At 73.5% G+C, this 17,359-nt stretch carries 14 protein-coding genes; 12 read left to right on the top strand and 2 right to left on the bottom strand.

Annotated features, from left to right (window positions below):
• The first annotated feature begins 22 nt into the window (after positions 1 to 22).
• From ACMXGY_RS14205 to ACMXGY_RS14160, 10 genes are all read left to right on the top strand, one after another.
• Entirely contained in the window at positions 23 to 817 is a 795-nt protein-coding gene (locus tag ACMXGY_RS14205) for a glycosyltransferase family 2 protein (protein WP_483773632.1), read from the top strand.
• Entirely contained in the window at positions 814 to 2,112 is a 1,299-nt protein-coding gene (locus ACMXGY_RS14200; RefSeq protein ID WP_483773631.1) for a cytochrome P450, read from the top strand. Before ACMXGY_RS14205 ends, ACMXGY_RS14200 begins: the two co-directional genes overlap by 4 nt.
• Positions 2,109 to 3,830: a class I adenylate-forming enzyme family protein gene (locus ACMXGY_RS14195; RefSeq protein ID WP_483773630.1), complete on the top strand. Its 1,722-nt coding sequence runs from the start codon at positions 2,109 to 2,111 to the stop codon at positions 3,828 to 3,830. Before ACMXGY_RS14200 ends, ACMXGY_RS14195 begins: the two co-directional genes overlap by 4 nt.
• Complete coding sequence (locus ACMXGY_RS14190) at positions 3,827 to 4,798, top strand: NAD-dependent epimerase/dehydratase family protein (protein WP_483773629.1); 972 nt, start codon at positions 3,827 to 3,829, stop codon at positions 4,796 to 4,798. The genes ACMXGY_RS14195 and ACMXGY_RS14190 overlap by 4 nt, the downstream gene beginning before the upstream one ends.
• Positions 4,799 to 4,902: 104 nt before the next feature.
• Positions 4,903 to 5,949, top strand: a complete 1,047-nt coding sequence (locus tag ACMXGY_RS14185; protein WP_483773628.1) for a DUF4037 domain-containing protein — start codon at positions 4,903 to 4,905, stop codon at positions 5,947 to 5,949.
• Positions 5,950 to 5,965: 16 nt separating this feature from the next.
• A complete protein-coding gene (locus ACMXGY_RS14180) occupies positions 5,966 to 7,825 on the top strand; it encodes an alpha-glucosidase (RefSeq protein ID WP_483773627.1) in 1,860 nt (619 codons plus the stop codon).
• A gap of 363 nt (positions 7,826 to 8,188) precedes the next feature.
• Complete coding sequence (locus ACMXGY_RS14175) at positions 8,189 to 10,114, top strand: acetolactate synthase large subunit (RefSeq protein ID WP_483773626.1); 1,926 nt, start codon at positions 8,189 to 8,191, stop codon at positions 10,112 to 10,114.
• A 13-nt stretch (positions 10,115 to 10,127) separates the two neighbouring features.
• The gene (gene ilvN / locus ACMXGY_RS14170) at positions 10,128 to 10,652 is read left to right on the top strand and encodes an acetolactate synthase small subunit (RefSeq protein ID WP_483773625.1); all 525 of its coding nucleotides are present in this window, start codon (positions 10,128 to 10,130) and stop codon (positions 10,650 to 10,652) included.
• Between the two features lie 109 nt (positions 10,653 to 10,761).
• On the top strand, positions 10,762 to 11,787 hold the full coding sequence (gene ilvC / locus ACMXGY_RS14165) for a ketol-acid reductoisomerase (protein ID WP_483773624.1): 1,026 nt from the start codon (positions 10,762 to 10,764) through the stop codon (positions 11,785 to 11,787).
• A gap of 325 nt (positions 11,788 to 12,112) precedes the next feature.
• Positions 12,113 to 12,655 (top strand): ASCH domain-containing protein, encoded by a 543-nt coding sequence (locus ACMXGY_RS14160; RefSeq protein ID WP_483773623.1) that lies wholly within the window; start codon positions 12,113 to 12,115, stop codon positions 12,653 to 12,655.
• Positions 12,656 to 12,723: 68 nt separating this feature from the next.
• On the opposite strand, the gene ACMXGY_RS14155 is transcribed toward ACMXGY_RS14160, so the two are convergent.
• Entirely contained in the window at positions 12,724 to 13,944 is a 1,221-nt protein-coding gene (locus ACMXGY_RS14155; RefSeq protein WP_483773622.1) for an ROK family transcriptional regulator, read from the bottom strand.
• A 162-nt stretch (positions 13,945 to 14,106) separates the two neighbouring features.
• Between ACMXGY_RS14155 and ACMXGY_RS14150 the strand changes: the two genes are divergently transcribed.
• Together ACMXGY_RS14150 and ACMXGY_RS14145 are read left to right on the top strand one after the other, a co-directional pair.
• Positions 14,107 to 15,150, top strand: a complete 1,044-nt coding sequence (locus ACMXGY_RS14150; protein ID WP_483773621.1) for a 3-isopropylmalate dehydrogenase — start codon at positions 14,107 to 14,109, stop codon at positions 15,148 to 15,150.
• Positions 15,151 to 15,357: 207 nt separating this feature from the next.
• A complete protein-coding gene (locus ACMXGY_RS14145) occupies positions 15,358 to 16,491 on the top strand; it encodes a branched-chain amino acid aminotransferase (RefSeq protein WP_483773620.1) in 1,134 nt (377 codons plus the stop codon).
• A gap of 130 nt (positions 16,492 to 16,621) precedes the next feature.
• Here ACMXGY_RS14145 and ACMXGY_RS14140 read toward each other — a convergent pair whose 3' ends face one another.
• A complete protein-coding gene (locus tag ACMXGY_RS14140) occupies positions 16,622 to 17,206 on the bottom strand; it encodes a hypothetical protein (protein ID WP_483773619.1) in 585 nt (194 codons plus the stop codon).
• Positions 17,207 to 17,359: the final 153 nt, after the last annotated feature.

Raw genomic sequence — 17,359 nt, 5'->3', positions numbered from 1 at the left:
GGTCGTGGGACGGGGTGGCCCGATGAGCGGGTCGCGCCGGTTCATCCGGCACGTCGCGAGCCCGCAACGGCTCGCGGTCGTCGTGCCCGCGCGCGACGAGGCCCACGGGATCGCCGCGACGCTGGAGGCGCTGCGCGACCAGCAGGACACGGACTTCGACCTCGTCGTCGTGGACAACGGGTCCTCCGACGGGACGGGCGACCTCGTCCGCGAGACCGCCTCGGCGTGGGGCATGTCGCGCTGGCGGGTCGTCGACGAGCCGCAGAAGGGCACGGGGGCGGCCGCCGACACGGGCATGCGCGCGGCGATCGCCCACGGCGCGACCCACCTGGCGCGGACCGACGCGGACTGCCTGCCGCTGCCCGACTGGACGCGGCGGGTGCGAGCAGCGTTCGCGGGCGGCCACGACCTCGTCGCGGGACGGCTGGTCGCGCGCACCGACGACCGGCCGGTCTCGCCCGTCCAGCAGGGAGTGCTGACGGCGGCCGTGAGCATCGCGAGCGCGTTCGGGCGGTTCCGCCCTGGCAACCAGGACCCGTCGTACCTCGGCCCGTACGTCATGGCGCCGGGCTGCAACATGGCGATCACCGCAGACCTGTACGAGGCGGCGGGCGGGTTCCCGCGCACCGCGATCGAGGACCTGCACGAGGACCGTGCGCTGGTCAACGCCGTGCGGCGGCTGACGACGCGCTACGGGGCCCACCGCGAGGTGGTCGTGCGGGCCTCGGCCCGCCGGGCGCACGCGTGGGGACTCGTGCGCACGCTCGGCTGGTACGCCGACCACCGCTACCGACCCGAGCTCGTGGACATCCGATGAGCATCGCCCCACCCCGTCCCGCCGCGAGCGTCGTGCCGGCGGCACGTCTCGCCGCCGCGATGCGCTGGGAGGAGCGCGTCCAGCGCGGTGCCCACCCCGTCGTCTACCCGGCGATCCGGGCGCTGCGGCGCCTCGGTCCGGTGGTGCGCGTGCCCGGCATCGGCGTCGTCGTGTCCGACGCCGCGACGGCACGTGCCGTGCTCCTCGACACCGGACGCTTCACCAAGGTGGGTCCCGGCTCACCGTCGGACCTGTGGACGCCGGTGCTCGGCCCGTCGGTGCTGCTCAACATGGAGGGCGCGGACCACGCGGCCCTGCGCCGAACTCTCTCGGGACTGTTCACGCCCCGCGCCGTGCGCGAGCTCGTCGGGGCGAGCGTGCCCGACGTCCTCGAGCGCCTGGCCCCGCGGCTGCTCGCGGGGGAACGTGTCGACCTCGTCGCGGAGACGGCGACGATGGCCGGGTCCGTCATCTGCGCGATGACCGGACTGCCGCCGACCGACGCCGCGGTGCGCGACGCCATGGCCGCCGCGCAGTCCGTGGTCGGACTCGTGCGCCTGCACCGGCGCAGCCTCACGCCCGCGCAGGTGCGGCACGCGCGCGCCGTCCTCGCCCGTCTCTCGGCGCCGGCCCGCGACGCCTACCGCGCCGGCGACCCCGCCACCGTCCCCGGGCGGATGCGCGAGCTCGGGCTCTCCGAGGACGAGGCGATGGGCGCCGTCGGAGCCTTCGTGCTCACCGGGACCGAGACGATCCAGTCGTTCGTGCCGCGGCTCCTCGCGCTCACCGCGGACACGGCGTGGCTCGACCGGACCCTCGCGAGCGACCCCACCGCCCGCGACGAGGCGGGCCAGGCCGCCGCAGCCCTGCGCGGGCGTGTCGTCGAGGAGGCGCTGCGCGTCACCTCGCCCACGCCGGCGATGCTGCGTTCGGTGCGCACCGACGCGAGCGTGGGCGACGTCCGCGTGCGCGCCGGGGATCGCGTCGTCATCGCGACGATCTCCTGCTGCAAGGACGCCGGACCGTTCGACCCGGACGCGCCCGTGGACCCCGCGGTGCGGCACCTGTGGTTCGGCGCCGGGCCGCACTTCTGCCTCGGGATGCCGCTCGCGAGGGCGCAGGTGGACGCGGTGCTGGACGCCCTGCGACCGGTTGTCGCCGCCGGGCGCACGCTGGAGGTCACCGACCGCGAGGTCGCCCGTGGCGTCCTCATCCCGGCGTACCGGTCGCTCGGCGTGCGTGCCGTCGAGCGGGCGGGCGTCGACCCGGCCCGGCGAGGGGCGGCCGCAGCGTGACCGGGCCTGACGACGAGTCCCAGCACCTTCTCGCGCCGATCCTGGCCCGAGGCACGCCGGGGCACCCCTCCGCCGACGCCGTCGCGCTGCGACGCTGGACCCGACCGTCCCGTCGGCGCGGCACACGCGTGCGCGAGGAGCTCACCTACGCCGACCTCGCGCGCCGCGTCGAGGCGAGCGCGACGTCGCTCGCCACCGACGGTCTCTCGCCGGGCGGGCGCGCCCTGTTCTCGGTACGCCCGCGGCCGGAGGGCGTCGTGCTCGCGTTCGGCGTCGTCCGTGCCGGCGGCACGATCGTGTTCGTCGACCCCGGCTCGACGCCGGAGCTGTTCGCCGCGCGCGTGCGCGCCGCCGGACCCGTGCTCGCGACCACGGAGTCGCTCCTCTACGCCGTCTCGCGCGGTCCGCTGCGCCGCCTCGCGCGCTCGCGCGGGCTGCTCCTGCCGGACTACGCCAGCCTTCCCCTCTGGCACGTCCATGCCGGGCCGTGGCTCCCGGGCGTCCCGCGCGGCTCCCGCTCGGCCCGCTCGCTCGCGACCGGCGCCCCTCCGGAGGATCCGAGAGCGGACGCGCTCCCGCCGCTCGACCCCGACCGCGAGGCGCTCGTCGTCTTCACGTCCGGTACGACGGCGCAGCCCAAGGCCGTCGTGCACAGCGCCGGGTCGCTGCTCGCGGGGTGCGACCTGCTGCGCGACGTCTTCGAGCTCGCACCCGGCGACGTGGTGCACACCGACCAGATGCTGCTCGGCGTGCCCGCGCTCCTCGCGGGTGCGACGTGGTCCGTGCCCGCCGACCCGCCGGGTCGCGACATCACGACGTTCGCGCAGCAGCTCGACGGCGCCGCGGGGACCTACCTCGTGCCCGCCGACGTCACCGCGCTGCTCGACGCGGTCGAGGAGGGCCGGGTCCGCGCGACCGGTCCGCGGGTCGCGCTCGTCGGGGGAGCGCCGGTGACCCGCGCCCTGCTCGACCGCGCGACCCGGGTCCTGCCCGCGACGCGCTGGGTCGGCGTGTACGGCATGACGGAGATCCTGCCCGTCGCCGTGGTGGAGGCCGCGGACAAGCTCGCGCACCCGGGTGACGGCGACCTCGTCGGGGCCCCGCTGCCCGGTACGCGCGCCCGGATCGAGCCCGTCGACGACCAGGACGACGACGTCGGGGAGCTCGTGCTGTCCGGACCGTCCCTCATGGCGGGCTACCTGCACGACCTCGACTCACCAGCACGCGGCGCGGGCGCGCGCGTCGCCGCGCACCGCACCGGCGACCTCGCACGGTTCGACGCCGACGGACGCGTCGTCCTCGTCGGGCGCACGCGCGACATGATCATCCGCGGCACGACGAACATCTATCCCGGTCTCTTCGAGCCGCGTGTCGCGGCGCTCGACGGGGTGGGCGAGGCCGTCCTCGTCGGGGTGCCGCAGGTCGACGGCGACGAGCGCGTCGCGCTCGTCGTGACGTCGGCCGGCTCGCCCGCGCCCGGGGTGGCGCCCGGCTCCGGCGAACCCGTCCGCCTCGACCCGCACCATCCCCTCGTCGCACGGGTGCGCGACGCGCTGCCGGGCGCCCTCGACCACGACGCCCTGCCCGACGTCGTGCTCCACGCCGACCGCGTCCCGCTCTCCGGGCGCTCGCGCAAGCCCGATCGCGCGGCGCTCGTCCGCGCCGCGGCGCCGTACGTCTCCGCACGGGTGACCGCCGCGGGCGGTGCTCGCGCGTGAGGGTCGTGGTCACCGGGGCCTCCGGGTTCGTCGGGGGAGCGGTCGCCCGGGCGCTCGTCGCCGACGGGCACGACGTGTGGACGTCCTCCCGCCGCGACGCCGTGGTCGACGGCGCCCGGCACCTCCCGTGGGACCTCACGGCCGGGCCGCTCGCGGGCGCACCGCAGGTGGACGCCGTCGTGCACGCCGGGGCCGCCGTCTCCGACTGGTGCGCGCTCGACGTCGCGCGGGCGACCAACGTCGCCGGCACGCTCGCGGTCCGCGACACCTTCCCCGGTGCACGGTTCGTCCACGTGTCGTCGGGCAGCGTCTACGACCCGTTCCGCCCGAGCGTGCGCGCCCGAGAGGCCGAGGCGCCCGTGGGCCGCTACCTCGACGCGTACGGGACGACCAAGGCGGAGGCCGAGCGCGCGCTGGCTCGCGACGTGGCGCGGGACCCCGGACGAGGCGCCGTCGTCGTGCTGCGCCCGCACGCGGTCTACGGACCGGGGGACACGACGCTCCTGCCACGTGTCGAGGCCGCCGTGCGCCGCGGTCGCCTCGTGCTGCCCGGCGGCGGGCGCGTGCTGCAGTCGCTCACGCACGTCGACACGCTCGTCGCGGCCGTGCGGGCCGCCCTCGAGCGCCCGGAGGGCGTGCTGCGTGGCGCCACCGCCGGTACTCCGGGTCTCCTGGTGGCCAACGTCGCCGACGCCGAACCCGTCGTCCTCCGCGACGCCCTCGTCGACGTGCTGCGTCGCCGAGGCACCGACGCGCAGGTCGTCGCCGTCCCGGTGCGCCCCGCGTGGGCGTTCGCGGGCGCGGTCGAGGCCGTCGCGCGGCGGTTCCGCCGCCCAGCTCCCCCGCGCCTCACGAGGTACGCCCTCAGCCACCTCGCGACGGAGCGCACCTACGACCTCACGGTCCTGAGGGACGTCCTCGGCGTCGACCCCGACCCGACGACCTTCGCCGGCGCCGGGTCCTGGTGACGAAGGAGCCGGTGCCCGAGCTCCTCGACGAGCGCAGCGAGCGTCGTCGGACGGGTCGAGGTCCGAGAGTCGTCGCCGGGGGCACGACCGGGCAGGATGTGCGCGTGGACTCCGGGACCGACCTCGCTCGCCGCTACTACGACGACGTCGTCGCGCCCCTCGTGCTCGCGCGGTGGCCGGGGTTGCCGCACGCCGGTGCGCGGCTCGGCAGCGGGTCCGACGTGCTCGGCCTGGACGACGAGACCTCGCGCGACCACGACTGGGGCCTGCGTCTCACGCTGCTGGTGGACGAGACGATGGTCGAGAAGGTGGACGCGCTCCTCGACGCCGAGCTGCCTGACACGGTCGAGGGACACCCGACCCGGTTCGCCACGACGTGGCAGCCGCACGGTCCGCACCAGGTGGAGGTCGCCTCGCCCGCGACCTTCGTGAGGTCCCGGCTGGGTGTCGACGCCACCCGGCCGCTCGCCGTGGGCGACTGGCTGGCGCTCACCGGCCAGGCGGTGCTCGAGGTGACGGCCGGTCCGGTTTTCCTGGACACCGACGGGCGGATCACCGCGGCCCGCGAGCGCCTCGTCTGGTACCCCGACGACGTGTGGCGGTACGGGGTGGCCACCGACTGGGCACGGATCGGGCAGGAGCTGCCGTTCGTCGGCCGGACAGGGGAGCGTGGCGACGACCTCGGCTCGCGCGTGGTCGCCGCGCGGCTCGTGCGCGCCGCGATGCACCTCGGGTTCCTGCTCGAACGGCGCTGGCCGCCCTACTCGAAGTGGTTCGGCACGATGTTCGCCGCCCTCCCGCGTGCCGGCACGGCGTGCGTGGACCTGGGCGCGGCGCTCGCGGCCGGCGCGTGGCCCGTGCGCGAGGCGGCTCTGTGCCGGGCGCTCGAGACGCTGCACTCGCTCCAGGACGACGTCGGCCTGCCGACCGTCGAGAACGTCGTCGAGCCGTTCTGGGGACGGCCGTTCCGCGGGCTGGGAGGGGTTGCTGAGGCGGTGACGGCCACGATCGAGGATCCCTTCGTGCGGGGGCTGCCGTCCGGCGTCGGGTCGGTCGAGCAGTGGGTCGACGACGTCGACGTCCTGATGGACCCAGGTCGCCGCGTCGCCGCGGCCCGGAGCATCGTGCAGGGTGGGACGAGCAGACCCTGACGCGAGAGGACGCCCGATGACCCCGCAGCACCCCCCGGCCGCCGACGCACCCCGCGGCGGGTGGCCCGGCGCCGAGACCCCGGACGCCGCGCCCTGGTGGACGCGGGCCGTCGTCTACCAGGTGTACCCGCGCTCGTTCCAGGACACGGACGGGGACGGGATCGGCGACCTCCCGGGTGTCACGCTGCGGCTGGACCACCTCGAACGCCTCGGGGTCGACGTCGTGTGGCTGTCTCCCGTGTACCGCTCGCCGCAGGCCGACAACGGCTACGACATCAGCGACTACGAGGACGTCGACCCGCTGTTCGGGTCGCTCGCCGACCTGGACGCGCTGATCGAGGGTCTGCACGCGCGGGGCATGAAGCTCGTCATGGACCTCGTCGTCAACCACACGAGCGACGAGCACCCATGGTTCGTCCAGTCGCGGTCGTCGGCCGAGAGCCCGCGTCGCGACTGGTACTGGTGGCGGCCGGCCCGCCACGGCATGGAGCCTGGCGCGCCCGGCGCCGAGCCGACCAACTGGCGGTCCTTCTTCGGCGGCAGCGCGTGGCGGTTCGACGAGGCGTCGGGGGAGTACTACCTGCACCTGTTCGACACCAAGCAGCCGGACCTCAACTGGGAGAACCCCGAGGTCCGCCGGGCGGTGTTCGCGATGATGCGGCGCTGGCTCGACCGCGGCGTCGACGGGTTCCGCATGGACGTCATCAACCTGGTCTCGAAGGCCGTCGCCCCCGACGGCTCGCTCCCCGACGGCGAGGTGCACTGGGGCACGTTCGGCGACGGCAGCCCGCACTACACGGACGGGCCGCGCGTGCACGAGTTCCTCGCCGAGATGCACCGCGAGGTGTTCGCCCCCTACCTCGCGCAGGGGCGCGAGATCCTCACCGTGGGGGAGACGCCGGGAGTGACGGTCGAGCACGGCCTGCGCTACACCGACCCCGCGCGGCGCGAGGTCGACATGGTTTTCCAGTTCGAGCACATGGGCATCGACCACGGAGCGACGCGCTACGACCCCGTCCCGTGGCACCTCGCCGACCTCAAGGCGACCCTCGGCCGCTGGCAGGCGGGGCTCGCCGACCGCGGCTGGAACGCCCTGTACTGGGACAACCACGACCAGCCGCGGGTCGTCTCGCGCTTCGGTGACGACTCGCCCGAGCACCGTGTCGCGTCCGCCAAGGCGCTCGCGCTCCTCCTGCACCTGCACCGGGGAACGCCGTACGTCTACCAGGGCGAGGAGCTCGGCATGACGAACGCGCCCTTCACCCGGATCGAGCAGTACCAGGACGTCGAGTCGCTCGGGTACTACCTCGAGCTCACCGGCCGCGCGGGCCACGCGCGGCTGCGCACGGACTCCGAGATGCTCGAGGTCCTCGCGCACGCGAGCCGGGACCAAGCGCGCACGCCCGTGCAGTGGGACGCGAGCCCGAGCGCGGGGTTCACGACCGGGACGCCGTGGCTCGAGGTCAACCCGAACCACACCGTGATCAACGCCGAGTCCGCCTGGGCGGACGAGGACTCGGTGCTGCACTTCTACCGACGCCTCGTCGCGCTGCGCCACGACGAGCCCGTCGTCGCGCTGGGCGACTTCCACATGCTCCTGCCCGAGCACGAGGCGATCTACGCGTTCACCCGGACGCTCGACATCGACGGCGTCGACGGGGGTGCGCCTTCGCGCGAGGAGCTGCTCGTCCTCGTCAACGTGAGCAGCGAGGCGCGCGACGCTCCGCGCGAGACGCTCGTCGGCTGGGAGAGCGCCCCGACCCTGGTGGCCACGCACCCGCAAGAGCCCGACGACGTCGGTCGGCCGGGCGCCGTCGGGCACCTGCGCCCGTGGGAGGGACGGGTGCTGCGTCGCACCTCGCATCCCAGTGCGTGAGACGGCCGCCTCGACACGTGACATCCCCGAAACATGGGCGTACAGTCCCAGACGTGCAGACGATCCTCCTTGTAGTACTTCCTGAGCGCGCCGGCTGAGGCCACGCCACAGGCTTCGTCAGCGCGCTCACCCCTCGTTCAGCCCGGCATACCGGGTCCGAGGGGTTTTTTGTTGCCACCACAACGCCAGACAGACCGCGAACGGCCCACCCACGGCCACCGCGCACGCCGCACCCGCGAGACCCGCGCAGACCGGCACCGCACCCGCGACCAGCACGACCGCACGACCACGGTCGGCTCCGGTACCCGGCGGAGCGCCCCACGGGGCGCCCGCCGGGCCGAGCCACGACACGCAGGAGACACCATGGCCCAGGGTCCCACCCCGGCACCTCCGCGAACGGGCGCCCCGACGCCCGCGCCCGCGGCGCCGAAGCCCGCCCCGACGCCCGCGTCGGTCGTCCCGCGCGGGGACGTCAGGCGCCCCGCCACGGCACGCCCGGCGGGCGCGACGACCGGCACCTCGACCGGCACCTCGACCGGCGAGGAGATGACCGGCGCGCAGTCGATCGTCCGCTCGCTCGAGGAGGCCGGTGCCGAGGTCGTCTTCGGCATCCCGGGCGGTGCGATCCTCCCGACGTACGACCCGCTCATGGACTCCCAGCGCCTGCGCCACATCCTCGTGCGCCACGAGCAGGGCGGCGGCCACGCCGCGCAGGGATACGCCCACGCGACGGGCAGGGTCGGCGTGACCATGGCGACCTCCGGCCCGGGGGCGACGAACCTCGTGACCCCCATCGCCGACGCGAACATGGACTCGATCCCGCTCGTCGCGATCACCGGTCAGGTCGCGGCGTCCGCGATCGGCACCGACGCCTTCCAGGAGGCCGACATCGTCGGCATCACGCTGCCGATCACCAAGCACAACTTCCTCGTCACGAACCCGGACGACATCCCGCGCACCATCGCGGAGGCCTTCCACATCGCCTCGACGGGGCGCCCCGGTCCGGTGCTCGTGGACATCGCCAAGTCGGCGATGCAGTCACGCACGACGTTCTCCTGGCCGCAGGAGCTGCAGCTCCCGGGCTACCACCCGGTGACGAAGCCGCACTCCAAGCAGATCAAGGAGGCCGCGCGCCTGCTCGCCTCGGCGCGTCGGCCGGTGCTGTACGTGGGCGGCGGTGTGGTGCGGGCGAACGCCTCGGCCGAGCTGCGTCGGCTCGTCGACCTCTCGGGCGCACCGGTCGTCACGACGCTCATGGCGCGCGGCGCGGTGCCCGACACGCACCCGCAGAACCTCGGGATGCCCGGCATGCACGGCACCGTCCCGGCCGTCGCCGCGCTGCAGAAGGCCGACCTCGTCGTGTCGCTCGGCGCCCGATTCGACGACCGCGTGACGGGCAAGCTCTCGAGCTTCGCGCCGCACGCCGCGATCGTGCACGCCGACATCGACCCTGCGGAGATCGGCAAGAACCGGGCGGTGGACGTCCCGATCGTCGGCGACCTCAAGGAGGTCATCGCCGATCTGCTCCCCGAGCTCGAGCGTGAGCACGAGGCCAAGGGCAAGCCCGACGTCGAGGCCTGGTGGCGCCAGATCGACGACTGGCGCGAGACGTACCCCCTCGGGTACACCGAGCCGGAGGACGGCCACCTCGCCCCGCAGCACGTCATCTCCCGCCTGGGCGAGATCTCCGGACCCGAGTCGATCTACGTCGCGGGCGTGGGCCAGCACCAGATGTGGGCCGCGCAGTTCATCCGGTACGAGCACCCGCGCACCTGGCTCAACTCCGGTGGCCTCGGGACCATGGGCTTCTCCGTCCCCGCGGCGATGGGCGCGAAGGTCGGGCGGCCCGACGCCACGGTGTGGGCGATCGACGGCGACGGCTGCTTCCAGATGACCAACCAGGAGCTCGCGACCTGCACGATCAACGAGATCCCCATCAAGGTCGCGCTGATCAACAACAGCTCGCTCGGCATGGTGCGCCAGTGGCAGACGCTGTTCTACGACAAGCGCTACTCGAACACCGACCTGCACACGGGCCACGGCACCGCGCGCGTCCCCGACTTCGTCAAGCTCGCGGACGCCTACGGGTGCGAGGGCATCCGGGTCGAGTCGATGGGCGAGGTCGACGCCGCGATCAAGCGCGCGATGGAGATCGACGACCGCCCCGTCGTCATCGACTTCAACGTCTCGCGCGACGCCATGGTGTGGCCGATGGTCGCCGCCGGCGTGAGCAACGACGACATCCAGTACGCGCGCGGCATCTCGCCCGCGTGGGACCGCGAAGACTGAGGAGCACGCAGCCATGTCCCGCCACACCCTCTCCGTGCTCGTCGAGAACAAGCCCGGCGTGCTCACCCGCGTCGCGGGCCTGTTCGCCCGTCGCGCGTTCAACATCCACTCGCTCGCCGTCGGGCCGACGGAGCACGAGGAGATCTCGCGCATCACCGTCGTCGTCGACGTCGAGGAGCACCCGCTCGAGCAGGTGACGAAGCAGCTCAACAAGCTCGTCAACGTCATCAAGATCGTCGAGCTCGACGCCGCGGCGTCCGTGCAGCGCGAGCTCCTGCTCGTCAAGGTGCGGGCCGACGGCGCCAACCGCACCGGCGTGCTCGAGGTCGTCAACCTGTTCCGCGCCAAGGTCGTGGACGTCGTCCCGGACGCCGTGACCGTCGAGGCCACGGGCACGGGCGAGAAGCTGGACGCGCTCCTCGCCGCGCTCGAGCCGTACGGCGTGCGCGAGATCGTGAAGTCCGGGACCGTCGCCGTCGGGCGCGGCTCCCGCTCCATCACCGACCGAGCGCTGGAACGCGTCGCCCGGTCCGCCTGACCATCGCCTACCCTCGCACCGAGACCCGCACGGGCGGTCGGTGCGCACCCGAGAACCGATTCATCGCAACAGACACTGCACCGCAGACGAAGAACCGAGGAGATCCATCGTGGCTGAGCTGTTCTACGACGACGACGCCGACCTGTCCATCATCCAGAGCAAGAAGGTCGCGATCGTCGGCTACGGGAGCCAGGGTCACGCGCACGCGCAGAACCTGCGCGACTCGGGCGTCGAGGTCGTCGTGGCCCTCCGTGAGGGCTCCAAGTCCGTCGCCAAGGCGCAGGACGAGGGCTTCGAGGTGAAGTCGGTCGCCGACGCCGCCGCGTGGGCCGACCTGATCATGATCCTCGCGCCCGACCAGCACCAGCGCTCGATCTACAACGACGAGATCAAGCCGAACCTCGCCGCCGGCAAGACGCTCGCGTTCGCGCACGGGTTCAACATCCGCTTCGGCTACATCGAGGCACCGGAGGGCGTCGACGTCATCCTCGTCGCCCCGAAGGCGCCGGGCCACACCGTGCGCCGCGAGTTCGTCGCGGGGCGCGGCATCCCCGACATCATCGCCGTCGAGAAGGACGCGTCGGGCCAGGCGTGGGACGTCGCGCTGTCCTACGCGAAGGCGATCGGCGGCACGCGGGCCGGCGTCATCAAGACGACCTTCACCGAGGAGACCGAGACCGACCTGTTCGGCGAGCAGGCCGTCCTCTGCGGCGGTGTCTCGCAGCTCGTCCAGTACGGCTTCGAGACCCTCTCCGAGGCGGGCTACCAGCCCGAGATCGCCTACTTCGAGGTGCTCCACGAGCTCAAGCTCATCGTCGACCTCATGTGGGAGGGCGGCATCGCTAAGCAGCGCTGGTCCGTCTCCGACACCGCCGAGTACGGCGACTACGTCTCCGGCCCCCGCGTCATCGACGCGCACGTCAAGGAGAACATGCAGGCCGTCCTCGCCGACATCCAGTCGGGCGCGTTCGCCGAGCGCTTCATCGGCGACCAGGACGCCGGCGCGCCGGAGTTCAAGGAGCTGCGCGAGAAGGCGGCCCAGCACCCGATCGAGAAGGTCGGCAAGGACCTGCGCGCGCTGTTCGCGTGGAAGCAGCAGGACGCCGACTACACCGAAGGCTCTGCCGCTCGCTGATCCTCGGATTCTGAACCCGCTGCTCACCTCGGGGGGTGGGTGACCACTGTCGCGCGATCTACCATCCGCGGTGCTCGTTCCTCGCACCGCTCCCGCCAGGCCCGCCACGATCGCGCGACAGGGGTCACCCACCCCTCGTCGTCGGCTCACCGAGAGAGCTCCTGCCCGCAGGCCGCCGCCCGCTCCCGTGCTGCCGGGTCACCTCGGACCGGTAGGAGCACGGCCAGCACGAGCGATGTGACCGTCGCCGTCGGGCAGGGCGACACGAGCGGGACGAATGGCGCGGGACCGGGCACATCGCCCGGCGGTGCGCCACGATGGGGGCATGACCCGAGACGCACACGAGGGGGAACCGGTGTCCGAGGACGCGACGATGGTGGACGAGCGGGCGGCGGAGATCCTCGCCTTCTGGGAGCTGGCCCGGCCGAGCGCGGGCATGGCGAGGATCGGCGTCGTCGTCGGCGCGACCGTGTCCGAGAGCGTGCCCCCGCCGGCGTGGTCGTTCGGCGACAACCCGGCGCTCGCGGACGACCTGCTCGCGGCGGTGCTGACGGGCGAGAAGACCGCGACGTCGTCGGCTCTGTGGGAGTACGACGACTCGGGCGAGCCCGTCCCGCAGGAGGGCGAGCTGTCCATCCTGCTAGACGGGGAGGGGCACCCGCGCGCCCTGATCCGCACGACGTCGATCGAGATCGTCGCGTTCGACGACGTCGACGCGGACTTCGCGCGCGCGGAGGGCGAGGACGACCGTTCGCTCGAGTCGTGGCGCGCGGAGCACGAGAAGTACTTCGACCGGGTGCTGGAGCGCGACTTCACGCCGGACATGCCCTTGGTCTGCGAGCGCTTCGAGCTGCTCTACCCCCGCTGAACAGGGTGAGCGGTGACCGACCGTGCCACGGTCGGTCGGTCACCGCCCGGCGGGGCAGGTGAAGAGGACTACCCCGGGACTGGAGCCGCGGCGACTGCGACGTGGTCCGGCCGGCCGGCCGCGGCGAGCAGCCGTGACCGCACGTCCTGCGCGACGACGGAGCGTGCGCCGCGCAGTACCGCGAGCTCGGGGACGGCGCTGGCGACCACCGATCCGGCGGAGAGCTCCGTGCCCCGCAGCCGGCTCGCCGTCGCCTCCGCGAGGGCCTGCCCGCACGCGACCCCGGTCGGGCCCCCGAGCACCATGGCGTCCGGCTCGAGGACGGCGACGACGGGTTGCAGGACGACCGCGACCCGGCGCGCGAGCTCGTCGACGACGACGCCGACCGCGGGTGTCCCCGCGTTCTCGGCGAGGGCGGTGACGACGTCGTCGTACGGGGTGGTCGGACCGACCCCCGGCACGCCGGCGCGTGCGGCGACCTCGACGACCCGCAGGCCCCCGACGAGGTCCTGGACGTTGACGGAGTCGTCGATGCTCGCGGCGGGGACGGGCAGGTAGCCGATCTCGCCGGCCCCGCCGGCGGTGCCGCGGTGCACGTGCCCGTCGAACCACGACCCCAGGCCGATCCCCGCGCCGAGCCAGAGCAGCGCGAAGCTGTTCTCGTCCCGGCCGGCGTCCCGCTCGGCGATCGCGGCGAGGTTCACGTCGTTCTCGATCCGCACGGAGATGCCGAGCGCGTTCTCGAGGTGGGCGCGCAGACCGTGGCGCGGCCAGCCCGGGAGCTCGCCGACGAGGGCGAGATCCCCGCTGCGCGGCTCGGGGGCCGCCTGCACGCCGACGGCGGCGCACGCGACGCGCTCCCGGGGGACGCCCGCGGCCGCGCAGGACTCCTCCCACGCCGTCCGGACGTCGGCGAGCGCGGTCCTGTCCGGACCGGACTCGACGACGCTCTCGCCGAGCGTGCGTCCCACCGCGTCGACGACGCTCGCCCGCACGCCGGTCGGCACGACGTCGAGCGCCAGCCCGACGACGACGTCCGTGCGCGCCGCGTACGTCGTGGCCTGAGGGCCCCGAGCGCCCTGGACGGAGCCCGTCGGCTCGATGAGGCCGGACTGCTCGAGGCGTGCGACGATCTGCGAGGCGGTCGGGCGCGAGACGCCGGTGCGATCGCCGATCTGGGACCGTGTGAGGGGCCCGGAGTCGAGCAGGAGCTCGAGCGCCGCGCGGTCGTTGATCGTGCGCAGGAGCCCGGGGGTACCCGGGAGCCTGGACGGAGGGGGCGCGGTCATCGGCGGTCCTTCGAGCGTATTTTAAGAAAGTTTCCTAAATAGTGCACGCTCGGGCCGAGCCGCGCAACTCGGCAGCTCGCCGTGGGCGGCTGGCGATCGCCTGACCGTCCGAGACGTGAGACCCGTGTCCCGAGGCGTGGCACCGGGCGTACGCTCGCGGGCATGACGCGCACCATTGATCTGGCAGTCGTGGCCGGCGACGGCATCGGTACCGAGGTCGTCGAGCAGGGGCTCTCCGTGCTCGAGGCCGCCGTGGCGGGCTCGGACGTGAAGGTCTCCACGACGCCGTTCGACCTGGGTGCGCGGCGCTGGCACGCGACGGGGGAGACGCTCACCGACGCGGACCTCGACGCCATCCGCGGGCACGACGCGATCCTGCTGGGCGCGATCGGCGACCCGAGCGTGCCGTCGGGCGTGCTGGAGCGCGGGCTGCTCCTCAAGCTGCGCTTCGCGCTGGACCACTACGTCAACCTGCGCCCCGGCAAGCTGTACCCCGGCGTGACGTCACCGCTGGCAGACCCGGGCGAGATCGACTTCGTCGTCGTGCGCGAGGGCACCGAGGGGCCGTACGTCGGCAACGGTGGTGCGCTGCGCGTCGGCACCCCGCACGAGATCGCGACCGAGGTGTCGGTCAACACGGCGTTCGGCGTCGAGCGCGTCGTGCGCGACGCGTTCGCCCGGGCCCAGGCGCGTCCCCGCAAGCACCTCACCCTCGTGCACAAGCACAACGTGCTCGTGCACGCCGGGCATCTGTGGCGCCGGACGGTCGAGGCCGTCAACGCGGAGTTCCCCGACGTCACCACCGACTACCTGCACGTCGACGCGGCGACGATCTTCCTCACGACGAAGCCCTCGCGCTTCGACGTCATCGTCACGGACAACCTGTTCGGCGACATCCTCACGGATCAGGCCGCAGCCATCACCGGCGGTATCGGTCTGGCGGCGTCCGCGAACATCAACCCCGACCGCACGGCCCCGTCGATGTTCGAGCCCGTGCACGGCTCGGCCCCCGACATCGCCGGGCAGGGCAAGGCGGACCCGACCGCGACCGTGCTGTCGGTCGCGCTGCTCCTTGACCACCTGGGCCTCTCGGACGAGGCGAAGCGCGTGGAGGCGGCCGTCGCGGCCGACCTCGCCGAGCGGGGGAGCCGAGTACGCTCGACGGCCGAGGTGGGCCGCGAGCTCGCCGCTCGCGTCGCCGGCTGATCCGGACACGGGGTGCCACGGCGCCCCGGCAGCGGTCCTCCGCAGTCCCCGCACCTCGGTCGGCATCACCCCAGGACCGGAACCCTCCCGTTCTGACCCGGTGACGCCGTTCCCGTCGTCGTGCCCTCGCGCAGATCGCCACGCGCGCCGTACGGTCGTGGAAAACTAGGCGGAGACCACCCGGGTCGCCAGGTGAAAGGCCTCATGATGAGCACCCTCGCAGCGCAGCACCAGCCGTCCTCCTCGACGGAGGACCTCATCGCCCTGTTCGACGTCCGGCCCACGGACACGCCGACGCCGCCCGCCGAGCGCGAGGCAGCGATCGCGGCACCCAAGTTCGGCACCGTCTTCACGGACCACATGGCCCGTATCAGCTGGAACTCGACCGAGGGGTGGATCGACCGCCGCATCGAGAAGTACGGGCCGCTCCTGCTCGACCCGGCGACCGCCGTGCTGCACTACGCGCAGGAGATCTTCGAGGGCATGAAGGCGTACCGGCACGCCGACGGCTCGGTGTGGACGTTCCGTCCGGAGGCGAACGCGGCGCGGTTCGTGCAGTCCGCGCAACGGCTCGCCCTGCCTGCGCTCTCCATGGACGACTTCCTCGGCTCGATCACGGCGCTCGTGCGCACGGACGTCGACTGGGTTCCGACGGGGGACGAGGCCAGCCTGTACCTGCGGCCGTTCATGTACGCGTCCGAGGCGTTCCTCGGCGTCCGGCCCTCGCTCGAGGCGGAGTACCTCGTCATCGCCTCGCCCGTCGGCCCCTACTTCTCGGGCGGCGTGAAGCCCGTGTCGATCTGGGTCGACCGCGAGTACAGCCGCGCCGGCGCCGGCGGGACGGGCGCCGCGAAGTGCGGCGGCAACTATGCGTCGAGCCTCCTGCCGCAGGTGGTCGCGCAGCAGCACGGCTGCGAGCAGGTGTGCTTCCTCGACTCGGGGACGCGGACGTTCCTCGAGGAGCTGGGGGGCATGAACGTGTTCGTCGTCAAGGCGGACGGGTCCGTCGAGACGCCCGAGCTGAGCGGCTCGATCCTCGAGGGCGTGACGCGGTCGTCGATCATCCAGCTCCTCACGGACCGCGGGCACGAGGTCGTGGAGCGCCGGATCCCGCTCACCGACATCCTGAGCGGCATCCGGGACGGCTCCGTGACCGAGGTCTTCGCGTGCGGCACGGCCGCCGTCATCACGCCCATCGGTCGGCTCGCCGGGTCCGACTTCGACCTCACGATCGGCGGCGGGGAGGCCGGCAAGCTCACGATGGCGATCCGGACCGAGCTCACCGACATCCAGACCGGCCGCTCGGCCGACCGGCACGGTTGGCTGCGCCGGCTCGCCTGATCGGCGCCTGGTCGGCGCCTGTCGGCACCTGTCGGCACCGACCCTGCGCGACGGCGGGGCGCACCTCCGAGGAGAGGAGCGCCCCGCCGTCGTCGTGTCCTGGGCCCGGGTCGCCGTCGGCGACCGCGACTCAGACCGGGGGCCGCGCGACGATCGTGCGCCCGGCCACGCCGGCGAGCAGCGACCACACGGCGATGCCGATGAGCAGGTTGATGAGACCTGACAGGGCGGCCGCGGTCGTGTCGTCCGACCACGCGAACGGCAGGACCGCGATCACGACGACGACGAGCGCCATGATCCAGCCGAAGAACGCCCGGGGCCGCGGGGTGCTGAGGATGAGCAGGTGCAGGATCCCGGCCGCCAGGACGGCGAGGATGGCTCCGTCGATCGCCCATGCCGCCTGGCGCGACTCGGTGCCGAAGAGGTCGGGCGGCGGGACGAGCGTGATCGAGAAGATCCGCTCGAAGATGATCACGCCCAGCAGCCCGATGAGCGCGGCGACGAGCGCCGTGGCCGCGGCACCCGCCCAGAACCGCCCGGCCTCGACCGTCAGGCGGGGGTCCGCGGGGTTGACCGGGGTCTGCGGCTCGGGGAAGGCCGCCTGGGAACCGTTCGGCTGGAGCGCGGGCGGCTGGCCCTGCGGTGCGGGGGGCTGGCCGTAACGGCGGGTCGGAGGGTTCTGCGGGTCGTACCCGCCGGGCGTCGGGTCGCTCATCGTCACTCCTCGGTCGGTCGCCGCTCGCGCCCGTCCGGGGCGAGCGGCTCAGTGGATGGACGCTCCTGTCCATCCTGTCGGAACCTGTGGCACCATGTGCCCTGTGACACACCTCGTCTCCCAGCTCATTATCGAGTAGCGCGCCCGGTACCA

This window comes from Cellulosimicrobium sp. G4 BAM 1002 (genome assembly GCF_057126935.1).
The sequence above is the reverse complement of the archived record's forward strand: the minus strand, read 5'-3'. Positions and strand labels throughout refer to the sequence as shown.

Bases quoted from the DNA above. Each gene is read 5' to 3' on its own strand.
- ACMXGY_RS14205 (WP_483773632.1), top strand. From the start codon at position 23: ATGAGCGGGTCGCGCCGGTTCATCCGGCACGTCGCGAGCCCGCAACGG.
- ACMXGY_RS14200 (WP_483773631.1), top strand. From the start codon at position 814: ATGAGCATCGCCCCACCCCGTCCCGCCGCGAGCGTCGTGCCGGCGGCA.
- ACMXGY_RS14180 (WP_483773627.1), top strand. From the start codon at position 5,966: ATGACCCCGCAGCACCCCCCGGCCGCCGACGCACCCCGCGGCGGGTGG.
- ACMXGY_RS14175 (WP_483773626.1), top strand. From the start codon at position 8,189: ATGGCCCAGGGTCCCACCCCGGCACCTCCGCGAACGGGCGCCCCGACG.
- ilvN (WP_483773625.1), top strand. From the start codon at position 10,128: ATGTCCCGCCACACCCTCTCCGTGCTCGTCGAGAACAAGCCCGGCGTG.
- ACMXGY_RS14160 (WP_483773623.1), top strand. From the start codon at position 12,113: ATGACCCGAGACGCACACGAGGGGGAACCGGTGTCCGAGGACGCGACG.
- ACMXGY_RS14155 (WP_483773622.1), bottom strand. From the start codon at position 13,944: ATGACCGCGCCCCCTCCGTCCAGGCTCCCGGGTACCCCCGGGCTCCTG.
- ACMXGY_RS14150 (WP_483773621.1), top strand. From the start codon at position 14,107: ATGACGCGCACCATTGATCTGGCAGTCGTGGCCGGCGACGGCATCGGT.
- ACMXGY_RS14145 (WP_483773620.1), top strand. From the start codon at position 15,358: ATGAGCACCCTCGCAGCGCAGCACCAGCCGTCCTCCTCGACGGAGGAC.
- ACMXGY_RS14140 (WP_483773619.1), bottom strand. From the start codon at position 17,206: ATGAGCGACCCGACGCCCGGCGGGTACGACCCGCAGAACCCTCCGACC.